This is a genomic window from Streptomyces sp. NPDC002795 (genome assembly GCF_042888725.1).
Taxonomy (GTDB): Bacteria; Actinomycetota; Actinomycetes; order Streptomycetales; family Streptomycetaceae; genus Streptomyces.
Genome location: NZ_JBIAQB010000004.1, coordinates 593,153 through 618,760 on the forward strand (window position 1 = coordinate 593,153; position 25,608 = coordinate 618,760).

The 25,608-nt window shown below is 71.0% G+C and carries 23 protein-coding genes; 12 read left to right on the plus strand and 11 right to left on the minus strand.

The window, feature by feature from the left end; all coding sequences use genetic code 11:
- Positions 1-8 precede the first annotated feature (8 nt).
- A complete protein-coding gene (locus ACFYWS_RS15810; RefSeq protein ID WP_389275728.1) occupies positions 9-428 on the minus strand; it encodes a CBS domain-containing protein in 420 nt (139 codons plus the stop codon).
- Between the two features lie 207 nt (positions 429-635).
- On the opposite strand from ACFYWS_RS15810, the gene ACFYWS_RS15815 reads away from it, so the two are divergent.
- Positions 636-767, plus strand: a complete 132-nt coding sequence (locus ACFYWS_RS15815) for a hypothetical protein (protein ID WP_389275554.1) — start codon at positions 636-638, stop codon at positions 765-767.
- Between the two features lie 215 nt (positions 768-982).
- Complete coding sequence (locus tag ACFYWS_RS15820) at positions 983-1,801, plus strand: RNA polymerase sigma factor SigF (protein ID WP_389275557.1); 819 nt, start codon at positions 983-985, stop codon at positions 1,799-1,801.
- A 28-nt stretch (positions 1,802-1,829) separates the two neighbouring features.
- On the opposite strand, the gene ACFYWS_RS15825 is transcribed toward ACFYWS_RS15820, so the two are convergent.
- Positions 1,830-2,957 (minus strand): GAF domain-containing protein, encoded by a 1,128-nt coding sequence (locus tag ACFYWS_RS15825; RefSeq protein WP_389275560.1) that lies wholly within the window; start codon positions 2,955-2,957, stop codon positions 1,830-1,832.
- 74 nt (positions 2,958-3,031) lie between these two features.
- Between ACFYWS_RS15825 and ACFYWS_RS15830 the strand changes: the two genes are divergently transcribed.
- From ACFYWS_RS15830 to ACFYWS_RS15840, 3 genes are all read left to right on the plus strand, one after another.
- Positions 3,032-3,793: an ANTAR domain-containing protein gene (locus ACFYWS_RS15830; RefSeq protein WP_389275563.1), complete on the plus strand. Its 762-nt coding sequence runs from the start codon at positions 3,032-3,034 to the stop codon at positions 3,791-3,793.
- 163 nt (positions 3,794-3,956) lie between these two features.
- Complete coding sequence (locus ACFYWS_RS15835; protein WP_389275566.1) at positions 3,957-5,255, plus strand: aminotransferase class I/II-fold pyridoxal phosphate-dependent enzyme; 1,299 nt, start codon at positions 3,957-3,959, stop codon at positions 5,253-5,255.
- Complete coding sequence (locus ACFYWS_RS15840) at positions 5,252-6,307, plus strand: MBL fold metallo-hydrolase (RefSeq protein ID WP_389275569.1); 1,056 nt, start codon at positions 5,252-5,254, stop codon at positions 6,305-6,307. The genes ACFYWS_RS15835 and ACFYWS_RS15840 overlap by 4 nt, the downstream gene beginning before the upstream one ends.
- On the opposite strand, the gene ACFYWS_RS15845 is transcribed toward ACFYWS_RS15840, so the two are convergent.
- The gene (locus ACFYWS_RS15845; protein ID WP_389275731.1) at positions 6,287-6,916 is read right to left on the minus strand and encodes a DedA family protein; all 630 of its coding nucleotides are present in this window, start codon (positions 6,914-6,916) and stop codon (positions 6,287-6,289) included. The genes ACFYWS_RS15840 and ACFYWS_RS15845 overlap by 21 nt on opposite strands.
- Before the next feature lie 37 nt (positions 6,917-6,953).
- Positions 6,954-7,727, minus strand: a complete 774-nt coding sequence (locus ACFYWS_RS15850) for an MBL fold metallo-hydrolase (RefSeq protein ID WP_389275572.1) — start codon at positions 7,725-7,727, stop codon at positions 6,954-6,956.
- 89 nt (positions 7,728-7,816) lie between these two features.
- Between ACFYWS_RS15850 and ACFYWS_RS15855 the strand changes: the two genes are divergently transcribed.
- The 3 genes from ACFYWS_RS15855 (at position 7,817) to ACFYWS_RS15865 (ending at position 12,079) form a co-directional block, all read left to right on the plus strand.
- Positions 7,817-8,242, plus strand: coding sequence for a hypothetical protein (locus ACFYWS_RS15855; RefSeq protein ID WP_389275575.1), 426 nt, complete (start codon positions 7,817-7,819; stop codon positions 8,240-8,242).
- A 192-nt stretch (positions 8,243-8,434) separates the two neighbouring features.
- Positions 8,435-10,603 (plus strand): phage holin family protein, encoded by a 2,169-nt coding sequence (locus ACFYWS_RS15860; RefSeq protein WP_389275578.1) that lies wholly within the window; start codon positions 8,435-8,437, stop codon positions 10,601-10,603.
- A 90-nt stretch (positions 10,604-10,693) separates the two neighbouring features.
- A complete protein-coding gene (locus ACFYWS_RS15865) occupies positions 10,694-12,079 on the plus strand; it encodes an amino acid permease (RefSeq protein WP_389275580.1) in 1,386 nt (461 codons plus the stop codon).
- Positions 12,080-12,087: 8 nt separating this feature from the next.
- Here the strand turns inward: ACFYWS_RS15865 and ACFYWS_RS15870 are convergent, their stop codons facing one another.
- Entirely contained in the window at positions 12,088-13,725 is a 1,638-nt protein-coding gene (locus ACFYWS_RS15870) for a DUF6345 domain-containing protein (protein WP_389275583.1), read from the minus strand.
- Positions 13,726-13,894: 169 nt separating this feature from the next.
- Between ACFYWS_RS15870 and ACFYWS_RS15875 the strand changes: the two genes are divergently transcribed.
- Together ACFYWS_RS15875 and dnaK are read left to right on the plus strand one after the other, a co-directional pair.
- Entirely contained in the window at positions 13,895-14,323 is a 429-nt protein-coding gene (locus ACFYWS_RS15875; RefSeq protein WP_266715470.1) for an OsmC family protein, read from the plus strand.
- Between the two features lie 87 nt (positions 14,324-14,410).
- Positions 14,411-16,282, plus strand: a complete 1,872-nt coding sequence (gene dnaK / locus ACFYWS_RS15880) for a molecular chaperone DnaK (protein WP_389275587.1) — start codon at positions 14,411-14,413, stop codon at positions 16,280-16,282.
- A 4-nt stretch (positions 16,283-16,286) separates the two neighbouring features.
- Here dnaK and ACFYWS_RS15885 read toward each other — a convergent pair whose 3' ends face one another.
- Genes ACFYWS_RS15885 through ACFYWS_RS15905 form a run of 5 tightly spaced genes read right to left on the minus strand, consistent with a single transcriptional unit; the run spans position 16,287 to position 23,777 of the window.
- Complete coding sequence (locus tag ACFYWS_RS15885) at positions 16,287-17,150, minus strand: helix-turn-helix domain-containing protein (RefSeq protein WP_389275590.1); 864 nt, start codon at positions 17,148-17,150, stop codon at positions 16,287-16,289.
- 21 nt (positions 17,151-17,171) lie between these two features.
- Positions 17,172-17,894 (minus strand): respiratory nitrate reductase subunit gamma, encoded by a 723-nt coding sequence (narI, locus tag ACFYWS_RS15890; RefSeq protein WP_389275593.1) that lies wholly within the window; start codon positions 17,892-17,894, stop codon positions 17,172-17,174.
- A complete protein-coding gene (narJ, locus tag ACFYWS_RS15895; RefSeq protein ID WP_389275596.1) occupies positions 17,891-18,478 on the minus strand; it encodes a nitrate reductase molybdenum cofactor assembly chaperone in 588 nt (195 codons plus the stop codon). Before narJ ends, narI begins: the two co-directional genes overlap by 4 nt.
- Complete coding sequence (gene narH / locus ACFYWS_RS15900) at positions 18,475-20,091, minus strand: nitrate reductase subunit beta (protein ID WP_389275599.1); 1,617 nt, start codon at positions 20,089-20,091, stop codon at positions 18,475-18,477. The genes narJ and narH overlap by 4 nt, the downstream gene beginning before the upstream one ends.
- Entirely contained in the window at positions 20,091-23,777 is a 3,687-nt protein-coding gene (locus tag ACFYWS_RS15905) for a nitrate reductase subunit alpha (RefSeq protein ID WP_389275602.1), read from the minus strand. Before ACFYWS_RS15905 ends, narH begins: the two co-directional genes overlap by 1 nt.
- A 206-nt stretch (positions 23,778-23,983) precedes the next feature.
- Between ACFYWS_RS15905 and ACFYWS_RS15910 the strand changes: the two genes are divergently transcribed.
- A complete protein-coding gene (locus ACFYWS_RS15910; RefSeq protein ID WP_389275606.1) occupies positions 23,984-24,403 on the plus strand; it encodes a hypothetical protein in 420 nt (139 codons plus the stop codon).
- Here the strand turns inward: ACFYWS_RS15910 and ACFYWS_RS15915 are convergent.
- Entirely contained in the window at positions 24,385-25,191 is an 807-nt protein-coding gene (locus ACFYWS_RS15915) for a helix-turn-helix domain-containing protein (RefSeq protein ID WP_389275609.1), read from the minus strand. The genes ACFYWS_RS15910 and ACFYWS_RS15915 overlap by 19 nt on opposite strands.
- Positions 25,192-25,229: 38 nt before the next feature.
- Here ACFYWS_RS15915 and ACFYWS_RS15920 point away from each other — a divergent pair, with 38 nt between their 5' ends.
- Complete coding sequence (locus tag ACFYWS_RS15920) at positions 25,230-25,535, plus strand: 4a-hydroxytetrahydrobiopterin dehydratase (RefSeq protein ID WP_389275612.1); 306 nt, start codon at positions 25,230-25,232, stop codon at positions 25,533-25,535.
- Positions 25,536-25,608 lie beyond the last annotated feature (73 nt).

Consider the following 25,608-nt stretch of genomic DNA (forward strand, 5'->3'; position numbering starts at 1 on the left):
AGTGCTGTTCAGGTGTTCTCGGGCCGGCTGCTGATGTCGGCGAGCGCCGACGCCGGGTCCTGGGTCAGCGCCAGATCACCCAGGCTGACCATCCCGACCGCGTGCCCGTCCTGCACCACCGGCAGGCGGCGCACGGCGTACTCGCGCATCAGCGCCACCGCGGTGGACACCTCGTCGTCCGGGCCGATCACGACCGGATGGGGAGTGCACACCGCCTCGGCGCTCACCGTGAGCGGATCGGCCCCGTCGGCCACGGCCCGCAGCGCGATGTCACGGTCCGTGAGTACGCCCACGACCTGCGCCTCGTCCGCCACCAGTACATCCCCGATGTCCTGCGCCCGCATCAGCTGGGCGGCCTCGACCAGCGAGGCGTCGGGGCGTACCGAGACCACGCCGGGGGTCATGACTTCTCTCACCACATCGGCCATCGCTATTCGGCCTTTCTGCATTGCCGGGTGCACCGTGATCCCGGCCCAGGTACCCGACCGACCTGCTGCTAATCCCGTCATCCGTAAGGGCATTGACCCCGATGTGTACCCGACCGCTTCGCGGTGACACCTGGTGGTTTGCCCGGGCCGGTCGGGGAGACCCGGGGACGGTCGCCTCTCTCGGGCGACCGGCAGGAAGGGCAGGTCATGGAGCTGCTGACGGTCCTGATTCCCGCGGGCATGCTGGGTCTCGTCCTCGTCCTCGGACGGTACGAGGAGTGGCTGCTGCCCCGGCCCAAGGAGGCGGAACCGCGTGAACGTGCGCGTCCGGCCCGTTGAGTGCACGCTGGAGATGCCGCAGTGTTTGCGGCGATGCCCCAGGGGCAGGCGAAAGACAGTGCTTCGGACAGGAGGCACATTCCGTGGGAGAGATACGACCCTGTCGTATCCACTGGATCCGCAGGATCGCCCCGGGTGTGTCCGACTGATCTTGCGGGCTCCACTCCCACGGTGACCATCGAACTCAAGGCACCCTTCAGGGAGTTGCGATCCAGATGCGCACGCGTACCAGCTCACCCCAGAACCCGGTGAAGCCCGGTGGACGCCACCCGCACGACGACGCCCCCGACACCGGCGAGGCATTCGCCCAGCTGTCCGACATGCCGGACGGGCCCGAGCGCGAGGAACTGCGTCACGACGTCGTCGAGGCCTGGCTGCCGATGGCAGACCGGCTCGCGGGACGATTCCGCAACCGCGGCGAGTCCTACGAGGATCTGCGGCAGGTAGCCGCTCTCGGCCTGGTCAAGGCCGTGGACCGATACGACCCGGAGCGCGGCAACGCCTTCGAGAGCTACGCCGTTCCCACCGTGACCGGCGAGATCAAGCGGCACTTCCGCGACCACATGTGGACACTGCACGTACCGCGCCGCGTCCAGGACCTGCGCAACAGGGTCCGGTTCGCGCGACAGGAACTGTCCACGACCATCTCGGGGCGCGCCCCGACGCTCGCGGAGATCGCCGAGCACGCCAACATGACCGAGGACGAGGCCCGTAGCGGCCTGGAGGCGCTGGAGAGCTTCACCGCACTGTCCCTCGACGCGGAGCTGCCCGGCAGTGAGGACGGCTACTCGCTGTCCGACGCGCTCGGCAGCGTCGACCCCGCGCTCGACATCGTCGTCGACCGCGAGGCCGTCAAACCGCGGATAGCGGCGCTGCCGGAGCGCGAGCGGGAGATCCTGTACATGCGGTTCTTCGGCGACATGACGCAGAGCCGGATCGCCGAGCAGCTCGGCATCTCGCAGATGCACGTGTCACGGCTGATCAGCCGCTGCTGCGACCGCCTGCGCGACCAGGTGCTCTCGGACGCCGCGTAGGAGTGCGGCGCAAGAAGGCCCTCAGGCCCTATATCCGCATCGCCAACGCGATGTGACGGGCCATCATGTCGAGCGTCTTCGCCTCCGCCATCGAGAAGGCGAGGCGGCCCGCGGACCGGAACAGGGTGAGCACACCCTGGACCGGTTCGCCGGGCGCGGGGATCAACGGCACGCACAGCAGCGAGGTGACATCGGCACGGACGAGCACCGGCGCCCCCGACGCGTCGTCGCCCAGGGCCCGCAGGTCCTCAGGGCGCACGAGCAGCGTCGGTGCGCCACCGCGCGCCGCCTCGGCGACGAGCGGGCTCGTCGCCGGATCCTGCGCGGCGATGTCCCGGACGGCCTCGTCGTCCGCGCCGAGCACCGTCGTACGCTCCAGGTGAGCGGCACCCCTGTCGGCCACCACCCAGTCGGCGAACCGGCCGTGCAGGACACGGGCGGCGCGCCGCAGGATTTCGGCCGGGTCGCCCATGGGGCCGCCGAGCAGCTCCCGCGTCATCGCGTCGAGCAGGTCGGTGAGCGACGCGTGCCGCGTCGTCTCCGCGAGGTCGGGGACCGGCGCGGAGGGCCGGGCCGACGCGGGCCTGACGGTGGCGTCGTCCGCGGGCTGCAGGATCGTGAGGACCGTGGTGCGCCGCTCGGTGCCCGGACGCAGGCCCGTGAGGACCGTGCGGACCGGGACGTGCGGGTTCTGCTGGAGATGCACGGTCAGGCCGCGGTCCCCCTCGCCGCGGGCCACCGCCGCGACCTGCGAGCGGAACGCGGCCCGGTCGGCGTGCGCCAGGAATCCGGTCAGCGGGCGGCCCGTCGCGTATCCGGCTCGTACGCCGGTGAAGGTCGTCGCCGCGAAGTTGAGGCGGCGTACCACCGCCTCGCGGTCCACGAGCGCCACCGGCAGCGGAAGGCGCTGGAAGACGGCGCGCAGCAGCTGCTGCTCGTGCCGCTCGGCGACCGCGTTGCGCCCCGGGCTCTTGCCCGTGGCCTCGCCGTACTGGGGCTGCGGCCACAGCTTTCCCGCTACATGGTCGAGTTCGAAGAGAGCCGCGTCGAGGACGGCGGGCAGTTCCGCCGTCGCCACGGAGCGCGCCGTCTTCAGCTCCGTCACACGGCGCACGAAGTCCGCCAGTTCTTCATCGAATTCCTCCGTCTGCGCCATGCCCAGAACGTATCCCGTCCCGGGTTTCCTGGGGCCCGGTACGGGAAGCCAACCGACAAGGAGGCTTGAATCCCATGCGACAGTACGTGCCGGCCGATCAGGACGACGACACGGCCCACGTCGGAAGGCATCTCGTGACGCCTGGTCAGCGCGCCACGGAGACGGAATCGGAGCTTCCCGACCGGCGGCTCTCCGAACTCGCCGAGGGGGCGCTCCGGTGCACCACCGAGTGCTGCGGCGCCGTCGCCACGGCGACCGACGGCACCGACGGGCGGCCGACCGCGGTGACCCACCCCGATCTCGCCGCGCTCGTCTCCGTGCAGGACCGCTTCGGCATCGGCCCCATACCGGCGGCCGAGGAGGGCGGTGACCCGGTCGACGCCAGCGACCTGCTGAACGACCGGCGCTGGCCCGACTACCGCGCGATCGCCCTGGACTCAGGAGTGCGCTCCAGCATCACCATTCCCTTCCGCTGCGGCGACCTCACCGTCACGCTCAGCCTGTACAGCTTCCGGGCCGGTTCCCTTGAGGCCGCGCCGCACGGCCCGATCCGCGCCCTCGGCGATCTGGCCGCGAGCTGTCTGGTGCGCGACCGCTCCTACCAGGCGGCGCTCACCGAGGTCGACCAGCTGGGCTCGGCTCTGCGCTCACGGCCCGTGGTGGACCAGGCCTGCGGCATCGTCATGCATGTGCTCGGGTGCTCACCGGACGACGCGTTCACCGTGCTGCGCCGAATCTCGCAGAGGACGAACCGGAAACTGGCGGATGTCGCCTCCGCCGTCGTCGAGCGGCGCGGCCGCGGCCTGGAGCGCGAGTTCAGCGCCGTGTCGGACTGACCGTCCCCCCCGCCCGGTCACCCGGCCGGCCCAGCCGCCTCGCTCCACGTGCGCCACGCCGCGCGCCGACACCCCGTGAGGTGTGACGCTGGGAGCAGGACCCGGCGGCCCGCCTCCCGCGGCGGCCGCACCCGTACAGCGAGCGGACGGCTACGGAGGCAGCATGCGGCACCCGGAACCCATGGCCAGGACGTCCGGCCCCGGCGCCGCGGGGGCACGGCCCCCCGAAGGCCGTGGGCCCGTGCGGTACGGCCCGCCGCTGCCCGAGGCGGGACTTCCGGTGCTGCCCGAACTGGCCGCCGTCGTCGCGAGCGCCGCCGGACGCCCGGCCTCGGAGCCGCCCGGCGGGCCGCCCGCCCTGCTCGAAGCGGCCTGCGGCTACTGGCAGCGCCGCGGCCTCGGCACCGGACGCGAGCAGCTCGGCGCGGCGCCCGGCGCGGCCCCGCTGCTGCTCGCCCTCACCGCCGCGCTCGGCGGCGACGTGCTGGTGCCGCGCCCCTGTTCGGCCTGGTGGGTGCCGCAGGCCAGGCTGCTGGGCCGCGCCGTGTACCACGTGCCGACGCCCGCCGAGTGCGGCGGCGTACCCGACTCTTCGGCCTTCCTGGAGACCGTCCGCCGGGTCAGAGCCGAGGGCGGCGACCCGCGCCTGCTCGTCCTGTCCGTGGCCGACGACCCGACGGCGACCGTGCCGCCGCCCGAAGTGCTGCACGAGGCCGTGGAGGCGGCCGCCTCCGAGGGCCTGCACGTGGTGAGCGACGAGACGTGGCGGGACACCCTGCACCCGGGCGCGGACACCGTCCTGTTCAGCCCCGCCGAGATGTACCCGCGCGACGTCACCGTCCTGAACGACCTCACCGGCGCCTTCCTGCCGCCCTCGCTGCCCGCGGCCTGCGCCCGGTTCCCCACCACGGAGCGCGGCGCCAGGCTGCGCGCCCGCGTCCTCGACTTCCTCACCGCTACGGGGGCGCTGCTCGCGGCGCCGGTCGCCGCCGCGGCCACGTACGTCCTGAACGAGACCGAGGAGATCACCGAGCGCCGCCGCATCGGTGCCGCGCTGCACGCGCAGGTCGCCGGGGCCGCGCACCGCGCCGTGCTCGACGCGGGCGGCCTCGCCAGACCGCCGCGGGCCGGCCGGCACCTCTACATGGACCTGGAGGAGCTGCGGCCCCGGCTCGCCGCGCTCGGCGTCAGCGACTCCCAGGACCTGGAGGACTTCCTCGGCGACCGGCTCGGCATGCCCGTCCCCGGCGGCCACCGCTTCGGCGACGAACAGGGCGCGCTGCGGGCGCGCCTGTCGACGGGACCGCTGCTCGGGTCAACCCCCGAGGAACGCAGGGCGTCTCTCACCTCACCGGAGCCCTTGGAATTGCCGCATGTCGCACGGCTGTTGACCATGGTGGAGTCGACGCTCCGCGCCATCGGCGGGGAACCGGCACGCGAAGGATGGGAGACCGAGCGATGACGCAGGCGTCCGAGGCACCGTCGGCCGTACAGCGAGTTGATGCCACCGCGGCCCCTTTGCCCCTCGTCGAGCCGCGGCCGCTCGGCGGGGGAGACACCGGAGCGCCGGACATACCGCGCCGCTGGCCCAAATCCTTCGCCCACCGGCTCACCGCTCCGCTGCCCGGCCTGCGGGCCTTCGCCAGATTCGCCCGCGAGGGCGCGCTCCGGCCGCCCGCCGAGAGCCTGGCCGACATCCCGCGACTGCCCTTCGCACCGGGCCCGCTGCCGCGGGTCGACGCCCGCACGGTGGCCGTCACCTGGGTCGGGCACGCCAGTTGGATCGTCCGTATCGGCGGCCTCACGGTGCTCACCGACCCCGTCTGGTCCCGCAAGATCCTCGGCACCCCGGCCAGGGTCACCCCCGCGGGCGTCGCCTGGAGCGCGCTGCCGCATGTCGACGCCGTCGTCATCAGCCACAACCACTACGACCACCTGGACTGGCCGACCGTCAGAAGACTCCCGCGCGACACCCCGGTCCTCGCCCCCGCGGGCCTCGCCCGCTGGTTCACGCGGCGCGGATTCACACAGGTCACGGAGTTGGACTGGTGGGAGGCGGCCGAGCTGAAAGGGGTCCGCTTCGACTTCGTGCCGGCCCACCACTGGTCCAAGCGCAGCCTCGTCGACACCTGCCGCACCCTGTGGGGCGGCTGGGTGCTCACCGACTCCGAGGGACAGCGGATCTACTTCGCGGGCGACACCGGCTACGGCCACTGGTTCTCGCAGATCGGCCGCCGCTACCCGGGCATCGACCTGGCGCTGCTCCCGATCGGCGCGTACGACCCGCGCTGGTGGCTGAAGGACGTGCACTGCGACCCGGAGGACGCGGTCCGGGCGGCGCAGGACGTGGGCGCGCGCCGGATGGCGCCGATGCACTGGGCGACGTTCCTGCTGTCGGCGGAACCTGTCCTCGAACCGCTCCACCGGCTCCGCGCCGCCTGGGAGAAGGCGGGCCTCCCGCGCACGGCCCTGTGGGACGTGCCGGTGGGCGGCTCACGCGTGCTGACCGCCTGACTCCCGCCCCCGCACCTTGCGCCAGACGCTCGGCACCGCGCTGATCAGCACCGTCAGCGCGATCGCCGCGACGACGCCCTGCCACGGCTCCGGGAAGAGGGAGCCGCCGAGGATGCCGATCACCTGGTACGTCGCCGCCCACGCGAGGCAGGCGGGGACGTCACCGCGGGCGAACTGCCGCAGCGGCATCTTCGCCAGCAGGCAGGCCAGCATCACGGGGATCCGCCCGGCGGGCACGAGCCGCGACAGGACGAGCACCATCACCCCGTGGTCGTCGAGCTTGCCCTGTGCCTGCGCGAGCCGCTCCTCGGGGGCCCGCGAGCGGATCGCCTCCAGCCACTTCGACCCGTTCTTGGAGTGCATGCCGCGCCGCCCCAGCCAGTACAGGACGATGTCGCCGAGGAACGCGGCGAGCGCCGCCACCACGAAGACGAACAGCAGCGTGAGCGGCGCGCCGTGGTGGAACGCGACGACCGCCGCGGAACTCACGAGCGCGCCCGTCGGAATGACCGGGACGAGCGCCCCGAAGAAGACGAGCAGGAACAACGAGGGGTAACCGACGGCCTGTTGGGTCGTCTCGGGCGACACCTGGGTCGCTGCGGAGAGAATCACCGGCGCACTCCCGGCCGGGGGACGGCGGCCCGTCTCATCCGGCCACCTCGGGACGTACGCTCTCGCCCTGGTCGAGCCGGTGCACCGCCACGCCGGGCGCGCGCAGCGCCGCCTGCCGGACGAACTCCTCCCCAGGCGCGTGGAACTCGTGCGGCCGCACCGCGTCCATGCCGATCGGCCAGTACGTCCCGTAGTGCACGGGCACCGCGCTGCGCGGCGCGATCCGGGCGAGTGCCTCGGCGGCCCGGCCGGCGTCGAGATGCCCCGACCCGAGGTAGGGACCCCAGCCGCCGACCGGCAGCAGCGCCACATCGACGTCGCCCACGGCCTCCGCCATGCCGTCGAAGAGCCCGGTGTCGCCCGCGAAGTACGTACGGGCCTCGCCGTTCACCACGTAGCCGAGCGCGGGGGCCGTGTGCGGCCCGACCGGGAGCCTGCGCCCGTCGTGCTCGGCGCGGACCACGTCGATCGCCACGTTCCCGACCTCGAAGCGGGCGCCCGCCTCCACCTCGATGATCTTCAGCGTGTTCAGCTTGCGCAGCGCGGGCACGGCGCGCGGGGCGCCCTTCGGCACGAGCACCCGAGTACCGGGTGCGAGCCGGGCGAGCGAGGGCACGTGCAGGTGGTCGGCGTGCAGGTGGGAGACGAGGACGACATCCGCGGCGGCGGCGCGCGGCGGCGGGGGCGCGCCGCGCCGGCGGCGCAGATGCGCGAGGCGCCGGGCGAAGAGCGGATCCGTGAGGACGCGCGTGCCCGAGTCCTCGACGGTGCAGGTGGCATGACCCCACCAGGTGATCTCCACCGGCACGCGCTCCTCCTTGTGCTCCTCCGGGCGACTCCCTTGAGCCTACGTGCAGGAGTAGGGTCAACGCCGAAAGCTGTGGTGAGGGGGGACGCATGGGGGCATCCGACGGGAGCGGCGACGCGGTGCGGGTCGCGGCGATCGCCAGCCTGATCCCGCTGGAGGAGCTGGACGCCGACCCCTTCCTGGTGGACTCGCGCAGCCAGCACGCCATGTGCGCGCGCTGGGCCGCCGAGCGCGGCTACGTGATCACCCGTGAATTGCTCGTCCACTCGGTCCGCCCCGACCACGAGGTGCTGTGGGCGGACGTCGACGCGGGCCTCGTCGACGTGTTCGTCGCCCCCTGCGAGCGGGTCCTGCGTGCGGCCCTGCGCTCGGTCGACGCGTTCTCCGCGGAGTGCGAGCGGCGGGGCATCCGCCTGGAGACGGCGGGCCTCGTGGAACCCGCCTACGACGCGGACATGAAGGCCCGCGTGCACCGCCGCCTCTCGATGCCGACAGCGGGTTACGACGGCTGCTAGAGGCCCCCCGTGCTTGACGCCTCGGGGCTCCGCCCCGGACCCCGCTGCTCAATCGCCGCAGGGGCTTGATAGATCAAGCCTCGCCGGCGATTGAGGCGCGGGGTCCGGGGCGGAGCCCCGTGACCGCAACACCGGGCAGCCGCAAAAGGTATGAAACCCTGACCACACGTGACCAAAGAAGGGAGCCGAAACGTGGCCGGAGGCCGATGGTGGCGGCGAGCCGGAAGCACCGCCTGGCGATCGGTCGCCGTCTGGGCGGCCTGCACGGTCACCATGATGATCCTCGCCGGGCTCCTGCCCGACTTCAAGCTGACGTCCGACGACGGCGACAGCATGACCCGCGTAGCCGTCACCGCCGCCCTCGGCGCCGCCGCCTTCGCCCTGCTCTCGGCCCTGGTCTGGCCGATCCTCGTCCGCGCCCTGCTGCTCGTACCCGCGCTCGTCCTCGGCCTCGTCGTGTTCTTCCTCAACGGCGCCCTGCTGCTCATCGCGCTGCACCTCATCCCGGACGGCAGGGGAGAGGCCGGACCCGAGACCGCCGTCGTCGTCGCCGCGGTCATGTCGGCCGTGGCGTCCGCGGCCGGCGGTGCGCTGGCCGTCCGGGACGACGACGCGTACCGCAGGCGCCTGTACCGGCTCGCCGACCGCAGGCGCCGCAGGGGCTCCGACGCCGACGCCGACTGCCCGCCCACCCCCGGCACCGTCTTCATCCAGCTCGACGGCGTCGGTCACGAGGTGCTGCGCCGCGCCGCACGCGACGACGTCATGCCGACGGTCGGCTCGTGGCTGCGCGACGGCGGCCACCGCCTCACCCCGTGGCGTACCGACTGGTCCAGCCAGACCGGCGCCAGCCAGCTCGGCATCCTGCACGGTTCCAACTACGACGTCCCGGCCTTCCGCTGGTACGAGAAGGACACCGGCGAGACCCAGGTCTCCAACCGGCCCACCAGCGCCGCCGAACTCCAGCGCCGCGCCGTCGCGCACACCGGTGACGGCGGACTGCTCACCGTCGACGGAGCCAGCCGCGGCAACCTGTTCAGCGGCGGCGCGGAACAGGTCGCGCTCGTCCTGTCCGTGGCCGCCCGGCGCGGCAAGGAGAACCGCTCGCGGGCCGGCTACTTCGCCTACTTCTCCGACCCGGCGAACGCCGTGCGCACCGCGTTGTCCTTCTTCGCCGAGGTCGGCCGGGAGATCGGGCAGTCCACCCGGGCCCGCGTGTGCAAGGTGCGGCCGCGCATCGGGCGCGGTGGCCTGTATCCGTTCATCCGCGCCTTCGCGACCGTCGTGGAACGGGACGTCGTCGTCGCGGCCGTCATCGGAGACATGCTCGCGGGCCGCAGCGCCGTCTACGCCGACCTCGTCGCGTACGACGAGGTGGCGCACCACTCGGGCCCTTTCGGCCGCGACGCGCAGAAGGTGCTCGAACGCCTCGACCGCTCGCTCGCGCTGCTCGTCAAGGTCGCCGAGCACGCGCCGCGCCCGTACCGCATCGTCGTCCTCTCCGACCACGGGCAGAGCCCCGGCGAGACCTTCCAGGGCCGCTACGGGCTCACGCTGCAGGACCTCGTGCGCGCGGGCTGTGGGCTGCCCGTGCCGCGCAAGGCGGGGCGCACCCGCAGCGGCGCCGAGGCCCGCGCCGCCGTGCGGGCCGCGCTGCACCGGCCCGTCGAGGAGGGCGCTGGCAAGGGCCGCCGCAGCGAACCCGTCGTGCTGGCCTCCGGCAACCTCGGCCTCGTCTCGTTCCCCGACGTCCCGCACCGCATGACCCACGAGGAGATCGACGCCCGCAACCCCGCCCTGCTGCCGACCCTCGCCAACCACCCCGGCATCGGCTTCCTCCTCGTACGCAGCGAGGAGCACGGCGCGGTCGTGCTCGGGGCGCAGGGCGCGCAGGTGCCGCTCGCCGAACTGGCCGACGGGGAGGGGCCGCTCGCCGGCTTCGGGACGGGCGCCGCGGACGCCGTGCGCCGCACCGACTCCTTCCCGCACACCGCCGACATCATGGTCAACTCCATGTACGACCCGGTGGACGGCGAAGTCCTCGCCTTCGAGGAACAGATCGGCTCGCACGGCGGACTCGGCGGCGCGCAGAGCCGCCCGTTCCTGCTCTCGCCCGCGGAGCTGTCCGAGCCGGTTCCGCAAGGCGAGGCCCTGGTCGGCGCCGAGCAGGTGCACCACGTGCTGCGCCGCTGGCTGACCGAGGGCCACGGACCGCAGGTCCCGATGCGGGTCGTGCCGCTGTCCCTGGCCCCACCTGCGACGAAGCCCCTTGAGCGGCCCGTGGAGAATTCCCTCCGGCGCGAGCCCGGCGGTGCATCATTTGCGGCCACGCCCCCCGAGCCGCAGGACAATTCCGCCTGATTTGGAGCGCGGCGGGAGCCCACCGGACCATGGGCCCCGCCATCCGGCGATCCCGCGGTGGCCCAGCACAACCGAGAGGCACTTCCCCCCATGCTCGACACCGGGACTGCCCCCGCTCCCGACACGGCTCCGGCAGCGGACGAGGACCAGAACCAGAGCAGCAAGCACGCCCGCAGGTTCGGTCTTCCCGTCGCGACGGCCCTCGTCATGGGCAACATCATCGGCGGCGGCATCTTCCTGCTGCCCGCCTCCGTGGCCCCGTACGGCACGATCTCGCTGGTCGCCTTCGGTGTCCTCACCGTCGGCGCCATCGCCCTCGCGCTCGTCTTCGGACGGCTCGCGAAGCGGCATCCGCAGACCGGCGGCCCCTATGTGTACGCCCGTGAGGCCTTCGGTGACTTCGCCGGGTTCCTCGCCGCGTGGAGCTACTGGATCACCTCGTGGGTGTCGAACGCGGCGCTCGCCGTCGCCGCCGTCGGTTACCTCAATGTGCTCCTGCCGATCCACGGCTCGACGTTCTGGACGATCGTCGCGGCGCTCGCCTGCCAGTGGCTGCCCGCGCTCGCCAACCTCGCCGGCACCCGCTACGTGGGCGCCGTCCAGCTGGTCTCCACCGTCCTGAAGTTCGCGCCGCTGGTGCTCGTCGCGGTCGGCGGCCTGTTCTTCTTCGACGCCGACAACCTCGGCCCGTTCCAGGCGGGCGGGGACTCCCCGGTCGGCGCGATCTCGGCGTCCGCCGCGATCCTGCTCTTCAGCTACCTGGGCGTCGAGTCCGCCTCCATGAGCGCGGGCGAGGTCCGCGACCCGGAGCGCAACGTCGGCAGGGCCACGGTCCTCGGCACCGGGCTCGCCGCGCTCGTCTACCTGCTGTGCACGGTCTCCGTCTTCGGCACCGTCGCCCACGACAAGCTGGTGGACTCCACCGCGCCGATGACCGACTCCGTCAACGTGATGTTCGGCGGCACGTGGGGCGGCACGGCGGTCGCGATCGCGGCGGTCGTCTCGATCCTCGGTGCGCTCAACGGCTGGACGCTGCTCTCCGCGCAGGCGCCGTACGCCCCCGCCAAGGACGGCCTGTTCCCCGCGGCGTTCGCCCGCAAGAAGCGCGGCGTCCCGACGTTCGGCGTGCTCGTCGGCGTCGCCCTCGCCTCGGTCCTGACCATCTACAACTACACGGCGGGGTCCGAAGGCGTCTTCGAGAGCCTCGTACTCATCACGACGTTCACGGCGACGGTCCCGTACCTCCTCGCCACCGCCGCGCAGATCTACTTCCTGCTGTCCGGCCAGGGCCACCGGGTGAGCAAGGGCCGCCTCGCGCGCGACATGACCCTCGCGCTCGCCGCGTTCGGCTTCTCGATGTGGCTGGTCGGCGGCGCCGGCTACGCGGCCGTCTACCAGGGCGTCATCTTCCTGTTCGTGGGCGTCCTCGTCTACGCGTGGATGGCGGCCCGCAAGAAGCGGACCGCCACCCACTGACCGGTTCGTCACCTGGCGATAGGCGCCACCACCCAGCGCTGTGTCTTGAACATGCTGTCCCGTGAGCCGATCTCGATCAGCTTCCGGGCCGCGGGATACGCCTCGTTGCCCTCGATCTCGTAACCGACCTCCAGAGACCCGGGTACGTCCCTGACCTCAAGGCCGGACTCGATCTCGGCCGCCGACCGTTCACTGTCGGCGGCCATCGCCGTCAGATGGCTGATGCGCCGCGCCTGCGCCTCGTCGAGCGCCTGCCGCGGATCGCGCGAACCGGGCGAGGCGAGCGCCTGCGTGCCCTTGCCGGACGGCGGCGCGACCGCGGAGGCGGGCGTGCGGGTGTCGCCGGTGGGCGTGCGCGTCGACAGGGTCGCCTGGACGACCGTGCCGTCGTTGTCGAGCGCGACGCGGAACTCGCCGCGGCCCGGCGTGATCACCGGTACGCCGTCGAAGGCCTGCCGGAACGTGACGTGCGTCTGCAGCGACACCGGCTCACCGATCTGCGAGCCGTCCTTCTTGCCGCTGTTCTGCATCAGGTCGTGCACGCTGTCCACGACCAGCTCGACGCCCTCCGCGCCCTGGCTGTGTTCCTGAGCGAACCGCTGCGCGATCTCGACCGCGCGCTCCGTCGACAGCTGCCGCGTGTTGCGGTGGTTGCCCTCGGCGAGCTTCACCCAGCGGACCGCCTGCGGCGCCGTCGAGATGAACCGGTCGCCCGAGCTCGCGCTGAGCACGCCCTGCCGCTCGACCTGCACCTCTTGCAGCGCCGCCGCCGGGAAGTGCGCGATGCGGCCCAGGCTCGTGAGTTCCTCGCTCGGGTCGCGCGGCGCCAGTTGCACGATCTGCGGGGTCTGCGGCGCCTGCGTCAGCGGATCGCGCAGGCCCTGGCGCGCGTAGTACCAGCGCCACGCGTACCAGTTGTCGGATACGTGCTCCCGGTAGAAGTTGCGCTCGGAGTTCAGCCGGTTCTGAGCCTCCGCCTGGGTCGCACCGGTGGCGCACACCGACGGTGCCTGACCGTGGTAGATGTCCCAGCTCGCGTTCAGCCACGCGTCGCAGAACGTCTGCCCGGCCCGCCACTTCTCCCAGAACTTCTTGCCGTAGTCCGGGCTGTCGATGCTGATCGTCTCGAACCCGAAGATCATCCGGGAGCCGAGGTTGGGCCCGGCCCAGGTGCGGACGGGGGAGTGCCCGTCGAGGACGCGCAGCGAGTTGCACGTCGACCAGAACACGTAGTTGGCCTTCTCGTTGCCGAACGCCATCCGGTTGGAGATCGCGTCCGAGCGGTTGTCCCACTTGGCGCCGAGCGGCGCGAAGAACACCCCGTTGCCGTCCATGCCACCGTGCCCCGAGTGGTACACGGCGACGACGGCGTCCACGCCGTACCGGTCCTGCCAGTTGTCGTACGTCTCCTCGTACGCCCACACCTGGGCGCCGGCGTCGGCGAACCAGAAGTTGCGGTCGTAGAACTGCTGGAGGTACGCGAGCCAGCCCGTCGCGTCCGCGTGGGTGTGCGAGAGCGGGCTCTGGTTCACGAACTTCTGGATGCTGAACGCACCCCACCAGCCGAACGTGGAATCCCGGTCGGTCGCACCCGGCTTCCCGGTCTCCAGTGGTGACGGACCTTGGTCCGCGTAAATCATGCGCATGGTCTGACCCCCTGCGAAGCCCCCTGAGACCCCCCTGGGCGGGAGGCCTCAAAGTGTCACCGCTGTGCCGACTTGCCCAGTTCGCTTTCCGGCCATGGTGGCGTGCCACTGTCGGGTCGGATGTGGTCGGATGGGAGTCCGAAGCATCCGGAAACGGAAAGGAACCACCGTGGCAACCACGCGCTCCGCACACACCGTGTGGGAAGGCAACCTGTTCGAGGGCAACGGCACCGTCACCTTCGACTCGTCCGGCATCGGGCAGCAGCCGGTGTCCTGGCCCTCCCGCGCAGAGGAGGCGAACGGCAAGACCAGCCCGGAGGAGCTGATCGCCGCCGCGCACTCCTCGTGCTTCTCCATGGCGCTCTCCAACGGTCTGACGGGCGCGGGCACCCCGCCCACCAAGCTGGTCACCTCCGCGGACGTGACGTTCCAGCCGGGCGAGGGCATCACCGGAATCCACCTCACCGTCGAGGGCACGGTCTCCGGCCTCGACGAGCAGGGGTTCCAGGCGGCCGCCGAGGACGCCAAGAAGAACTGCCCCGTGAGCCAGGCGCTCACCGGCACGACGATCACCCTCACCGCCAAGCTGGGTGGCTGAGCGTCCGTGCTCTTGACGTAGGCCCGCTCACGCCCTGTGCTGGATCCGGACGTGAGCGGGCCTACGCAACGGCAAAGGGGACGCGTCATGGGGCGTGCGGTCGGTATCGATCTCGGTACGACGAATTCGGTGGTGGCCGTCCTGGAGGGCGGTGAGCCCACCGTCATCGCCAACGCGGAGGGCGCGCGCACCACGCCCTCGATCGTCGCCTTCGCCAGGTCGTCGAGCGCCGAGGTGCTCGTCGGCGAGGTCGCCAAGCGGCAGGCCGTGACGAACGTCGAGCGCACCGCGCGCTCCGTCAAACGGCATATGGGGGACGGGAGTTGGCACTTCCCCGACAGCGGGGACATCGACGGCCACCGCTACAGCGCCCAGGAGCTCTCCGCCCGCGTCCTGCAGAAACTCAAGCGTGACGCCGAGTCGTACCTCGGCGAGGACGTCACCGACGCCGTCGTCACCGTGCCCGCCCACTTCGACGACGCGCAGCGCCAGGCCACGAAGGAGGCCGGTGAGATCGCGGGCCTGAAGGTGCTGCGCATCGTCAACGAGCCGACGGCCGCCGCGCTCGCGTACGGCCTCGACAAGGGCGAGGAGCAGACGGTCCTCGTCTTCGACCTGGGCGGTGGCACCTTCGACGTCTCGCTCCTGGAGATGGGCGAGGGAGTCATCGAGGTCAAGGCCACCAACGGCGACACCCAACTCGGCGGCGACGACTGGGACCAGCGGATCGTCGACCACCTCGTCCAGCAGTTCAAGAACGGTCACGGCATCGACCTCGCCGACGACAAGATGGCCGTGCAGCGGCTGCGCGAGGGCGCGGAGAAGGCCAAGATCGAGCTGTCCTCGTCCAGCGAGACGAATGTCAACCTGCCCTACGTCACGGCCTCCGCCGCGGGCCCCCTGCACCTCGACGAGAAGCTGACGCGCGCTCAGTTCCAGGAGCTCACCGACGACTTGCTCGACCGCTGCAAGAAACCGTTCCATCAGGCGGTCAAGGACGCGGGCGTCGAGCTGAAGGACATCGACCACGTCATCCTGGTCGGCGGGTCCACGCGCATGCCCGCCGTCACCGACCTCGTCAAGGAACTCACCGGGAAGGACCCGCACAAGGGCGTCAACCCGGACGAGGTCGTCGCCGTCGGCGCCACGTACCAGGCCGGTGTGATCCGCGGCGACGTGAAGGACGTGCTGCTGCTCGACGTCACCCCGCTGTCGCTCGGCATCGAGACCAAGGGCGGGGTGATGACGAAGCTCATCGAGCGCAACACCACCATTCCCACCCGCCGTTCGGAATCCTTCACGACCGCCGCCGACAACCAGCCCTCCGTCGGCATCCAGGTCTTCCAGGGCGAGCGGGAGATCGCCGCCTACAACAAGAAGCTGGGCGTCTTCGACCTCACGGGACTGCCGCCCGCGCCGCGCGGCGTGCCGCAGATCGAGGTCACCTTCGACATCGACGCCAACGGGATCATGCACGTCGGCGCCAAGGACCTCGCCACGGGGCGCGAGCAGAAGATGACGGTGACCGGCGGTTCGGCGCTGCCCAAGGACGAGATCGACCGGATGATGCGGGAGGCCGAGACGCACGCGGAGGAGGACCGCACGCGCCGCGAGGCGGCCGAGGTCCGCAACGAGGCGGAGCAGCTCGTGTACCAGACGGAGCGCTTCGTCCGGGACAACGAGGCGCGTGTGCCTGCCGGGACCCGGTCCGAAGTGGAGGACGCCGTACGGGAGTTGAAGACCGTACTCGACTCGAAGGAAGCCTCCACGCAGGAGCTGCGCGAGGGTGCGCGCAGGCTCGCCGAGGTCAGCCAGCGGATGGGTCAGGCGATGTACCAGGCGGCCTCGTCGTCCCAGGAGGACGCGCCTGCGTCGGGCGAGCAGCCGTCGCAGGACAAGGACGGGGGCGCCAACGACGACGTCGTCGACGCCGAGATCGTCGACGACGACAAGCCGTGACCCCTCACCCGAGAGCGTCCCGCGTCTCTTTGAGAATCTCCACCGTCCGCTCGGCCCCGGCAGCCTGCGCCACCAGGTGGTCGAGAACCTCCAGGTGCATGCCGACCTCGTCCCGCGCGTCCAGGTACAGGGCCCCGGTCACGTACTCGCTGTAGACCATGTCCGGCAGCTCCCTGACCGGGAACCGGAACAGGGTGAACGGGCCGAACGTGCCGGGGTGCGGCCCCGTCGCGAACTCGGCGATCTGGAGCGTCACGTTGGGGCGCCGCGCCTCCTCGATGAGCCGGTCGAGCTGGCCGCGCAGCACGTGAGGACCGCCGGGCGGGCGCCGCAGCACCGTCTCGTCCATGACGACCCACAGGTGCGGGGAGTCCTCCCGGTCGAGCAGCGACTGGCGGGCCATGCGCAGGTCGATGTGCCGGTCGACGTCCTCGGGCCGGGAACGGCCCACCGTGCCGGCGTCGAAGACGGCCCGCGCGTACTCCTCGGTCTGCAACAGGCCGGGCACGAAGTGCGGTTCGTAGGCGCGGATCATCGACGCCGCGCCCTCCAGGCTGACGTACAGGCTGAACCAGTCGGGGAGCACATCGTGGAACCGCTGCCACCAGCCCGGCAGGTTCGCGTCCTCGGCGAGCGCCACGAAGGCCTCGATCTCCCGCTCGGGCACCTCGTACATCTCCAACAGCATCTGTACGTAGGGGATCTTGAGCGCGACCTCGGCGGTCTCCATCCTGCGGATCGTCGCGCTCGCCACGCGCAGCGGCCGGGCCGCCTCCTCGCGCTTGAGTCCACGGGCCTCGCGCAGGTCACGCAGCCGGCGACCGAGGACGACCTGGCCCACAGTGGGCGCGGGCCGACGTTCACTCACCTTGGTACGTCCCCCCAGGAACTAGGAGCCGGTGCGCTCCCACCCCCGACGCTCCGGACGTGCGCCGAGGCGCCGCGGGTCGCGGCTGCGGTAAACGACGTACGGGCGGAACAGGTACTGCACCGGCGCGCTGAACATATGCACGAGCCGGGTGAACGGTACCAGCGCAATCAGTAGCATGCCCACTACCGCGTGAATCTGATAGAGCGTGGGCACCCCGTTCATCAGCGCCACATCGGGGCTCAGGGTGAACAGGCTGCGCGACCACGGAGCGATGGTCTGCCGGTAGTCGTAGCCGCTGCCACCGGAGTGCGTGAGCTTGGCGACCATGCCGAGGACCAGCGCGCCGAGCAGGAAGACGTACATGGCCTTGTCGTTGCGGGTGGTGGCGCGCAGCACGGGGGCCTTGGTGCGGCGCCGGTAGACCAGCATCGCGATGCCGGCCAGCGCGAGGACGCCCGCGAAGGTGCCGCCGATCAGCGAGAACATGTGGTACGTGTGCTCGCTGACGCCGACCTTCTCGGTCCACGACTCCGGGATGAACAGGCCGACGATGTGGCCCACGAGCACGAAGAGGATGCCGTAGTGGAACATCGGCGACGCGATGTTGAGCAGCTTCGACTCGTAGACCTGCGAGGAGCGCGTCGTCCAGCCGAACTTGTCGTAGCGGTAGCGCCAGATGGTGCCCGCGATCAGCAGGACGAACGCTACGTAGGGCAGGACGCCCCAGATCGCCGTGTTCACCGGGCGTGCTCCGTTTCGAGGAGGGGAAGTGCGAAGGGTTCGAGGCCGACGTCCTCTTGGGGCGGGCCCGAGCGGGCGAGCGCCTGCGCCTCGGCCCGGTCCTTGGGGGAGGGGCCCGGCAGGGTGGCACACACCGCGTCGAGGACGACTCCGTACGGGGTGCCGTGGTCGGTGAGGGCGAACCGCAGCAGTTCGAGGCCCGCACGGTTCTCCTCCAGCAGGAACGTGCCTTCCTGCGCGGAGAATTCGAGGACCGCGGGCAGGAAGTCCGGGAGTTCCTCGCCGGTGAACTCCATGCCGTGCCGCCGGTAGACCTCCTTCATCCGCACCAGGGACATGCCGCGCCGCCGGGTGTCACCGTCGCGCCACCACGTCAGATACAGGCTGTGCCGGTTCTTGAAGTCGAAGACCTGGACGTAGTGGGCCGCCAGGTCCTGCATCGGTGTGGCCTCGGCGTGCTCGACGAAGGGGGCGAGCGGCGGGGCGGCCGCGCGGATCAGCGGAAGCCGCTGGTAGAACTCCTCGTCCGGGTAAGTGAGACAGAGCGCGGACGCCTGAAGGAGCAGGGAGGTGCGGTCGGTCATCGGTTCTCCTCCTGGTCGGCGGTCTGGCGGTCCTTGCTGAGCTGGAAGTTCTCGACGGAGACGACGGGCAGCAGCTTGCGGCCGTCGGCGACGGTCGTACCGGAGTCGCCCCCGAAGGGGCCCTCGCCGCCCATGCCGGGCCCGCCCTCGTGGTCGAGCGAGCAGGTGTCGGACGGCAGCGCGGACTCCTCCAGGCGCTGCGCGTCGCCGACCGCGGCGGTCGGGATCACGTACCGGTCCTCGTACTTGGCGATGGCGAGCAGCTTGTACATGTCCTCGATCTCGTCCGGGGACATGCCGATCGACTCGGCGATCGAAGCGTCGGGCAGGTCACCGAGGTTGATGGCCCGCATGTGCGAGCGCATCGCGGCCAGCTTCTCCAGGGACGCGCGGACCGGGCCGACGTCGCCCGCCGTGAAGATCTCCGCGAGGTATTCGAGCGGGATGCGCAGTGTGTCGATCGCGCCGAACAGGTTCCCGTGGTCCTCGCCGTCGTGCCCGGTCTCGGTGAGCGCGTCGACGACGGGGGAGAGCGGCGGGATGTACCAGACCATCGGCATCGTCCGGTACTCCGGGTGCAGCGGAAGTGCCACCTTGTACTTGCTGATGAGCGCGTGCACGGGCGAGCGCCGCGCGGCCTCCATCCAGTCGTACGGGATGCCCGCCTCTTCGGCGGCCCGCTGCACCGCGGGGTCCTCCGGGTCGAGGAAGATGCCCAACTGCTCCTCGTACAGGTCGTGTTCATTGGGCGAGGAGGCGGCCTCCGTCACCTTGTCGGCGTCGTAGAGGATCACGCCGAGGTAGCGCAGGCGGCCCACGCAGGTCTCGGAGCAGACCGTCGGCAGGCCCACCTCCAGGCGCGGGTAGCACAGCGTGCACTTCTCGGCCTTGCCGGTGCGGTGGTTGAAGTACACCTTCTTGTACGGGCAGCCGGTGACGCACATCCGCCAGCCGCGGCACGAGTCCTGGTCGACGAGGACGATGCCGTCCTCGACGCGCTTGTACATCGCGCCCGAGGGGCAGGACGAGACGCACGACGGGTTGAGGCAGTGCTCGCAGATCCGCGGCAGATAGAACATGAAGGTCTGCTCGAACTGGAACTTGACCTTCTCCGCGGCCTGTTCGCGGGTCTTCTCCACCATCGGGTCGAGATCGCCGTACTCCGTCGCGCCGCCCAGGTTGTCGTCCCAGTTCGAGGACCACTCGATCTTCATCGGCTTGCCGCTGATCAGCGAGCGGGGCTCCGCGACCGGGTAGTCGTCGCCGAGCGGGGCGTCGGTGAGGTTCTTGTAGTCGTACGTCCAGGGCTCGTAGTAGTCCTTGATCTCCGGCAGTTTGGGGTTGGAGAAGATGCCCGCGAGCTTCTTGAAGCGGCCGCCCGCCTTCAGCTTCAGGGCGCCCTTCTTGTTCAGCTCCCAGCCGCCGCGCCACTTCTCCTGGTCCTCGTACCGGCGCGGATAGCCCTGCCCGGGACGGGTCTCGACGTTGTTGAACCAGACGTACTCCATGCCGTTGCGGTTGGTCCACGCCTGCTTGCAGGTGACCGAGCAGGTGTGGCAACCGATGCACTTGTCGAGGTTCATGACCATCGCGACCTGAGCCATGATGCGCATCAGTACTGGACCTCCTGGGAGCGGCGGCGGATGACCGTGACCTCGTCGCGCTGGTTGCCCGTCGGGCCGAGGTAGTTGAACGCCCAGCTCAACTGGGCGTAGCCGCCGATGAGATGGGACGGCTTGAGGATCAGCCGGGTGAGCGAGTTGTGGATGCCGCCGCGCTTGCCGGTGGCTTCCGCCTTCGGCACGTTGACGGTGCGTTCCTGCGCGTGGTGCATGAAGACCGTGCCGGCCGGCATCCGGTGGGAGACGATCGCGCGGGCGACGACGACGCCGTTGCGGTTCACCGCCTCGATCCAGTCGTTGTCCTTCACGCCGATCGACTCGGCGTCCTGCGGGGACATCCAGATGGACTGGCCGCCGCGGGACAGCGCCAGCATGAACAGGTTGTCCTGGTACTCGGAGTGGATGGACCACTTGTTGTGCGGGGTGAGGTAACGGACCGTCACCTCCTTTTCCCCGTCCGGGCCAAGCCGTGGCTCGCCGAACAGTCGGTTCATGTCGAGCGGCGGCCGGTAGATCGGCATCGACTCGCCCAGCTCGTGCATCCAGTCGTGGTCGATGAAGAAGTGCTGGCGGCCCGTGAGGGTGTGCCACGGCTTGAGGTGTTCGGTGTTGAGCGTGAACGCGGTGTAGCGGCGCCCGCCGGACTCGCTGCCCGACCACTCCGGCGAGGTGATCACCGGGACGGGCGCGGCCTGCGTGTCCGCGTACGTGACGCGCTTGCCCTCGTGCTCGGCGGCCAGGTGCGCCATCTCCTGCCCCGTACGGGCCTCCAGGGTGTGGAAGCCCTGCGTGGCGAGGCGGCCGTTGGTGGTGCCGGACAGGGCGAGGATGGTGTTCGCCGCCTTGACCGCGGTGTCGAGCGCGGGGCGCCCGTCGGCGGGCCCGCCGCGTACGACGCCGTTGCGCTCGCGCAGCTCCGTGACCTCCTGGTCGGGCTTGAGGGCGATTCCCTTGGCGGGCAGGCCCAGTTGCTCGACGAGCGGGCCGAGCGCGGTGAACTTGGCGCCGATCGCGGTGTAGTCGCGCTCGACCACGGTGAGGTTCGGCATGGTCTTGCCCGGTACCGGCTCGCACTCGCCCTTGCGCCAGTCCAGGACGACGCCGCCGGGCTGCGCGATCTCGCCGGGGGTGTCGTGCTGGAGCGGCGCCGCCACCAAGTCCTGCCGTACGCCCAGGTGGTGGACGGACAGCGCGCTGAGCTTGTGGGCCAGTGCCTTGAACGTGTCGAAGTCGCTGCGCGCCTGCCACGGCGGGTCCACGGCCGGGGTGAAGGAGTGCACGAAGGGGTGCATGTCCGTGGACGCGATGTCGTGCTTCTCGTACCAGGTCGCGGCGGGGAGGACGACGTCGGAGAGGAGCGTCGAGGACGTCTGCCGGAAGTCGAGGGAGGTGAGCAGGTCGATCTTGCCCTCGGGAGCCTCGTCGTGCCAGGTCACCGTCGTGGGCCGCTCCTCGGGGGAGGCCTCCTCGGCTCGCAGCGAGGAGTGTGTGCCCAGCAGGTGCTTCGTGAAGTACTCGGCGCCCTTCGCGGACGAGCCGAGCAGGTTCGCCCGCCACAGCGTCATCACGCGCGGCCAGTTCTCCGGCGCGTCCGGGTCCTCGCAGGCGAACTTCAGCGAGCCCGCCTTGAGTTCGGCGACGGTGTCCTCGACGGACTGCTCACCGAGCGCGAGCGAGCTGCGGTCGAACGTCGGATACGAGGGCATCCACCCCGAACGCGCCGACAGGGACAGCACATCGGCGCCCGTCATGCCCTCGAAGGCGCCCTTGCCGAGCGGGGACGCCAGCACGTCGGCGCTGAACCTGTCGTAGCGCCACTGGTCGGTGTTGAGGAAGAAGAACCCAGTACCGATCATCTGGCGCGGCGGCCGCGACCAGTCGTTGGCGGAGGCGAGCGAGGCCCAGCCGGTGACCGGACGGCACTTCTCCTGACCCACGTAGTGCGCCCAGCCGCCGCCGTTCCTGCCCTGGCAGCCGGTGAGCTGGAGCAGCGACAGAAAGCCCCGGTAGGTGGTCTCGGAGTGGAACCAGTGGTTCGTGCCGGCGCCCATCAGGATCATGCAGCGCCCGCGCGACTTCTCCGCGGTGCTCGCGAACTCCCGCGCGATCTTCACGCACTTGGCGGCCGGTACGGAGGTGTGGATCTCCTGCCAGGCGGGGGTGCCGGGCGTCTCCGTGTCGTCGTACGAGGTGGGCCACTGGCCGGGGAGGCCCTCGCGCCCGACGCCGTACTGCGCGAGCAGCAGGTCGAACACGGTGGTCACCAGCGGTCCGTCCTGCCCGCCGAGCCGGGTCGCCGGCACACCGCGCCGCACGACCTCGCCGCGACCCTGCCCGTGCGTGCCGCCATCGGTGTCGAAGCGGGGGAGCAGCACCTCCACTCCGCTCGCCACATCGGAGTCGTGCAGACTCAACTGCGGCTGGATAGCGCCCAGTTCGAGGTTCCACTTGCCCTTGCCGGACTCGGTCCAGCGAAAGCCCAGCGAACCGTTCGGAACGACCGGCTGGCCCGTCGCCTCGTCGAGCACGGCGGTCTTCCACTCGCCGCCCTCGCCGCCCTGCCCGAGATCGGTGGCGCGCAGGAACTTCGACGGCACGTACGCGCCGTCCCGCTCCTCCAGTGTCACCAGGAACGGCAGGTCGGTGAACTTCTTGACGTAGTCCGTGAAGAACGGCGTCTGCCGGTCGACGAAGAACTCCTTGAGGATGACGTGCCCCATCGCGAGGGCCAGCGCGCCGTCCGTCCCCGGGTGCGGGTGCAGCCACTCGTCGGCGAACTTCGCGTTGTCCGCGTAGTCGGGCGCCACGACCACGACCTTCTGGCCGCGATAGCGCGCCTCGGCCATCCAGTGGGCGTCGGGCGTACGCGTCACCGGCACATTGGAGCCCCACATCATCAGATACGCGGCGTCCCACCAGTCACCCGACTCGGGGACGTCGGTCTGGTCGCCGAACACCTGCGGCGAGGCCACCGGCAGGTCCGCGTACCAGTCGTAGAACGACAGCATCGGGGCGCCGATCAGCGAGTGGAACCGGGCCCCGGCGGCGTGCGACACCATCGACATGGCCGGAATGGGCGAGAACCCGGCGATCCGGTCCGGGCCGTACGTCTTGATGGTGTGCACGTGCGCCGCCGCGATGATCTCCACGGCCTCGTCCCAGGTGGCACGCACCAGACCGCCCTTGCCGCGGGCCTGCTGGTACCTCCGGCGCCGCTCGGGGTCCGCCTGGATGTCGGCCCACGCGAGCACCGGGTCGTGAAGCCGTGCCTTCGCCTCCCGGTACATCTCCACCAGCACGCCCCGGATGTACGGGTAGCGCACACGGGTGGGTGAGTACGTGTACCAGGAGAACGCGGCGCCGCGTGGGCAGCCGCGTGGCTCGTACTCCGGCCGGTCGGGCCCCACGCTCGGATAGTCCGTCTGCTGGGTCTCCCAGGTGATGATGCCGTCCTTGACATACACCTTCCACCGGCACGAGCCGGTGCAGTTCACGCCGTGTGTGGAGTTCACGACCTTGTCGTGGCTCCAGCGGTCCCGATAGAAGACGTCCCCGTCCCGGCCGCCCTTGATCTGCACGCTGTGCAGGTCAGGCGCGGCCGTCCCCCGCCGGAAGAACCGCCCCGCGCGCAGCAGCGCGGCGTCCGGCTCGGTCGGGGTGCGCGTCGTGTCCGTCACCGTTAGCTCCCTCGATATCCCGTTCTGGGCACGCTAATGGCGTTACGTCCATGGCACATCTCGGCCGAGACCGTACGAGTCGGGCGCGGGAGGCCTCACGTACGGCCTCGGCCATTACCCCGGACGTAATCGACCCGCCACCCGGGCGCGGGCAGGGTGGTGTCACCGAACCGATGACGCAGACCCGCTGACGGAGGGGGAGCCCCATGTCCGCCACCACACTCGCCACCACCCCGGCCCAGGCCCGCACCACCTGGCTGCGCCGCCTGCTCGCCGCCGACGCGCTCGGCACCGGCGCCAACGGCGTCGCCTACGTCGCCGCCTCTGGGCCCATCGGCCGCTTCCTCGGCATCGACCCGGGGCTGCTGCTGGGCCTTGGCGCCGGCCTGATCGCGTACGCCGCCGCGGTCGGGGTGCTCGCCGCACGCAGCAGCCCGCCCGCGGTCGGCGTGCGCACCGTGGTCGAGGTCAACCTCGCCTGGACGGTGCTCAGCTTCGTCGCCCTGTTCGGCTGGCTGGACCCGAGCACGGCCGGGACGGCCTACGGCTCACTTCAGGCCGTGGTGGTGGCCGCCTTCGCAGCGCTCCAGTACGCCGCGCTGCGCGGTCAGCCCACCGCCGACTGAAGGTATTTGGCCGTCGCCGGGTCGGCCGGGAGCAGCGTCTCCACGGCCAGCTCGGCGACCGTCACGTCCAACGGCGTATTGAACGTCGAGATCGACGACACGAACGACAGCACATGCCCCTCGTGCTCGATCACCATCGGCAACGCGAAATAGGGCAGCACGGGCGCCACCGGCCCGTCCCCCGCGCCCGGCGGCAGCGGATACGCGGACACCTCCTCGTACAGCTCCCGCAGCGGCTCCGACCTGGTCAGCGCGATCTGCTGCTCCATCTGCGTCAGCAGATGCCCCCGCCACTCGCGCAGATTCCTGATCCGCGGCGCGAGGCCCTCCGGGTGCAGGGTGAGGCGCATCGCGTTCAGCGGCTCCGTGAGCAGGTGTGCGGGCGCCGCGGACATCAGCAGGGCGATGCCGTTGTTCGCCGCGATCACGTTGAACGTCGCGTCGACGATGAACGCCGGATACGGCTCGTAGCCGCGCAGCAGCGTTTCGAGCCCCTCACGCAGCACGCCGAGCGAGGGGTCGTCCAGTGGGGTCTCCTTGAACCGCGGGGCGTAACCGGCCGCCAGGAGAAGGGCGTTGCGCTCCCGCATCGGTACGTCGAGGTGCTCGGCGAGCCGCAGGACGAAGTCCTCGCTGGGGCGCGAACGGCCCGTCTCGACGAAGCTGATGTGCCGCGCCGAGGAGTCCGCCCGCGACGCGAGCTCCAGCTGGCTGACCCGGCGCCGCTCCCGCCAGCCGCGCAGCAGGGTGCCCAGTTCTGACGTGTTCTTGCGCGCCGCGGCAGTCATGAGGAGACCGTAACCGGATCCGGTGGCACGCTGGAGGCATGCCTACTGAACCGCTCTCCCAGAAGGACATCGAGGACCGCCTCGCCGAGCTGCCGGGCTGGTCCGTGGAAGACGACGCGCTCACGCGCACGTACCGCCTGGACACGCATTTCGCGGCGGCGGCGATGGTCGTGCACATCGCGCAGACCCAGGAGGAGCTGAACCACCATTCGAACCTGACGCTCGGCTACAACACGGTGACTCTCGCGGTGAACACCCACGACGCGGGCGGCGCGCTCACGGCGAAGGACTTCGCGCTGGCGGAGAGGGTGGAGAAGCTGGCACCGGGGCACGGCGCGAGCTGAGCCCGTTTTCAGCCCCTCCGGCGGGGGTGGGGGAGATCCGCCCACCCACGTCGCGGCCCGGGATAAGGTCCCC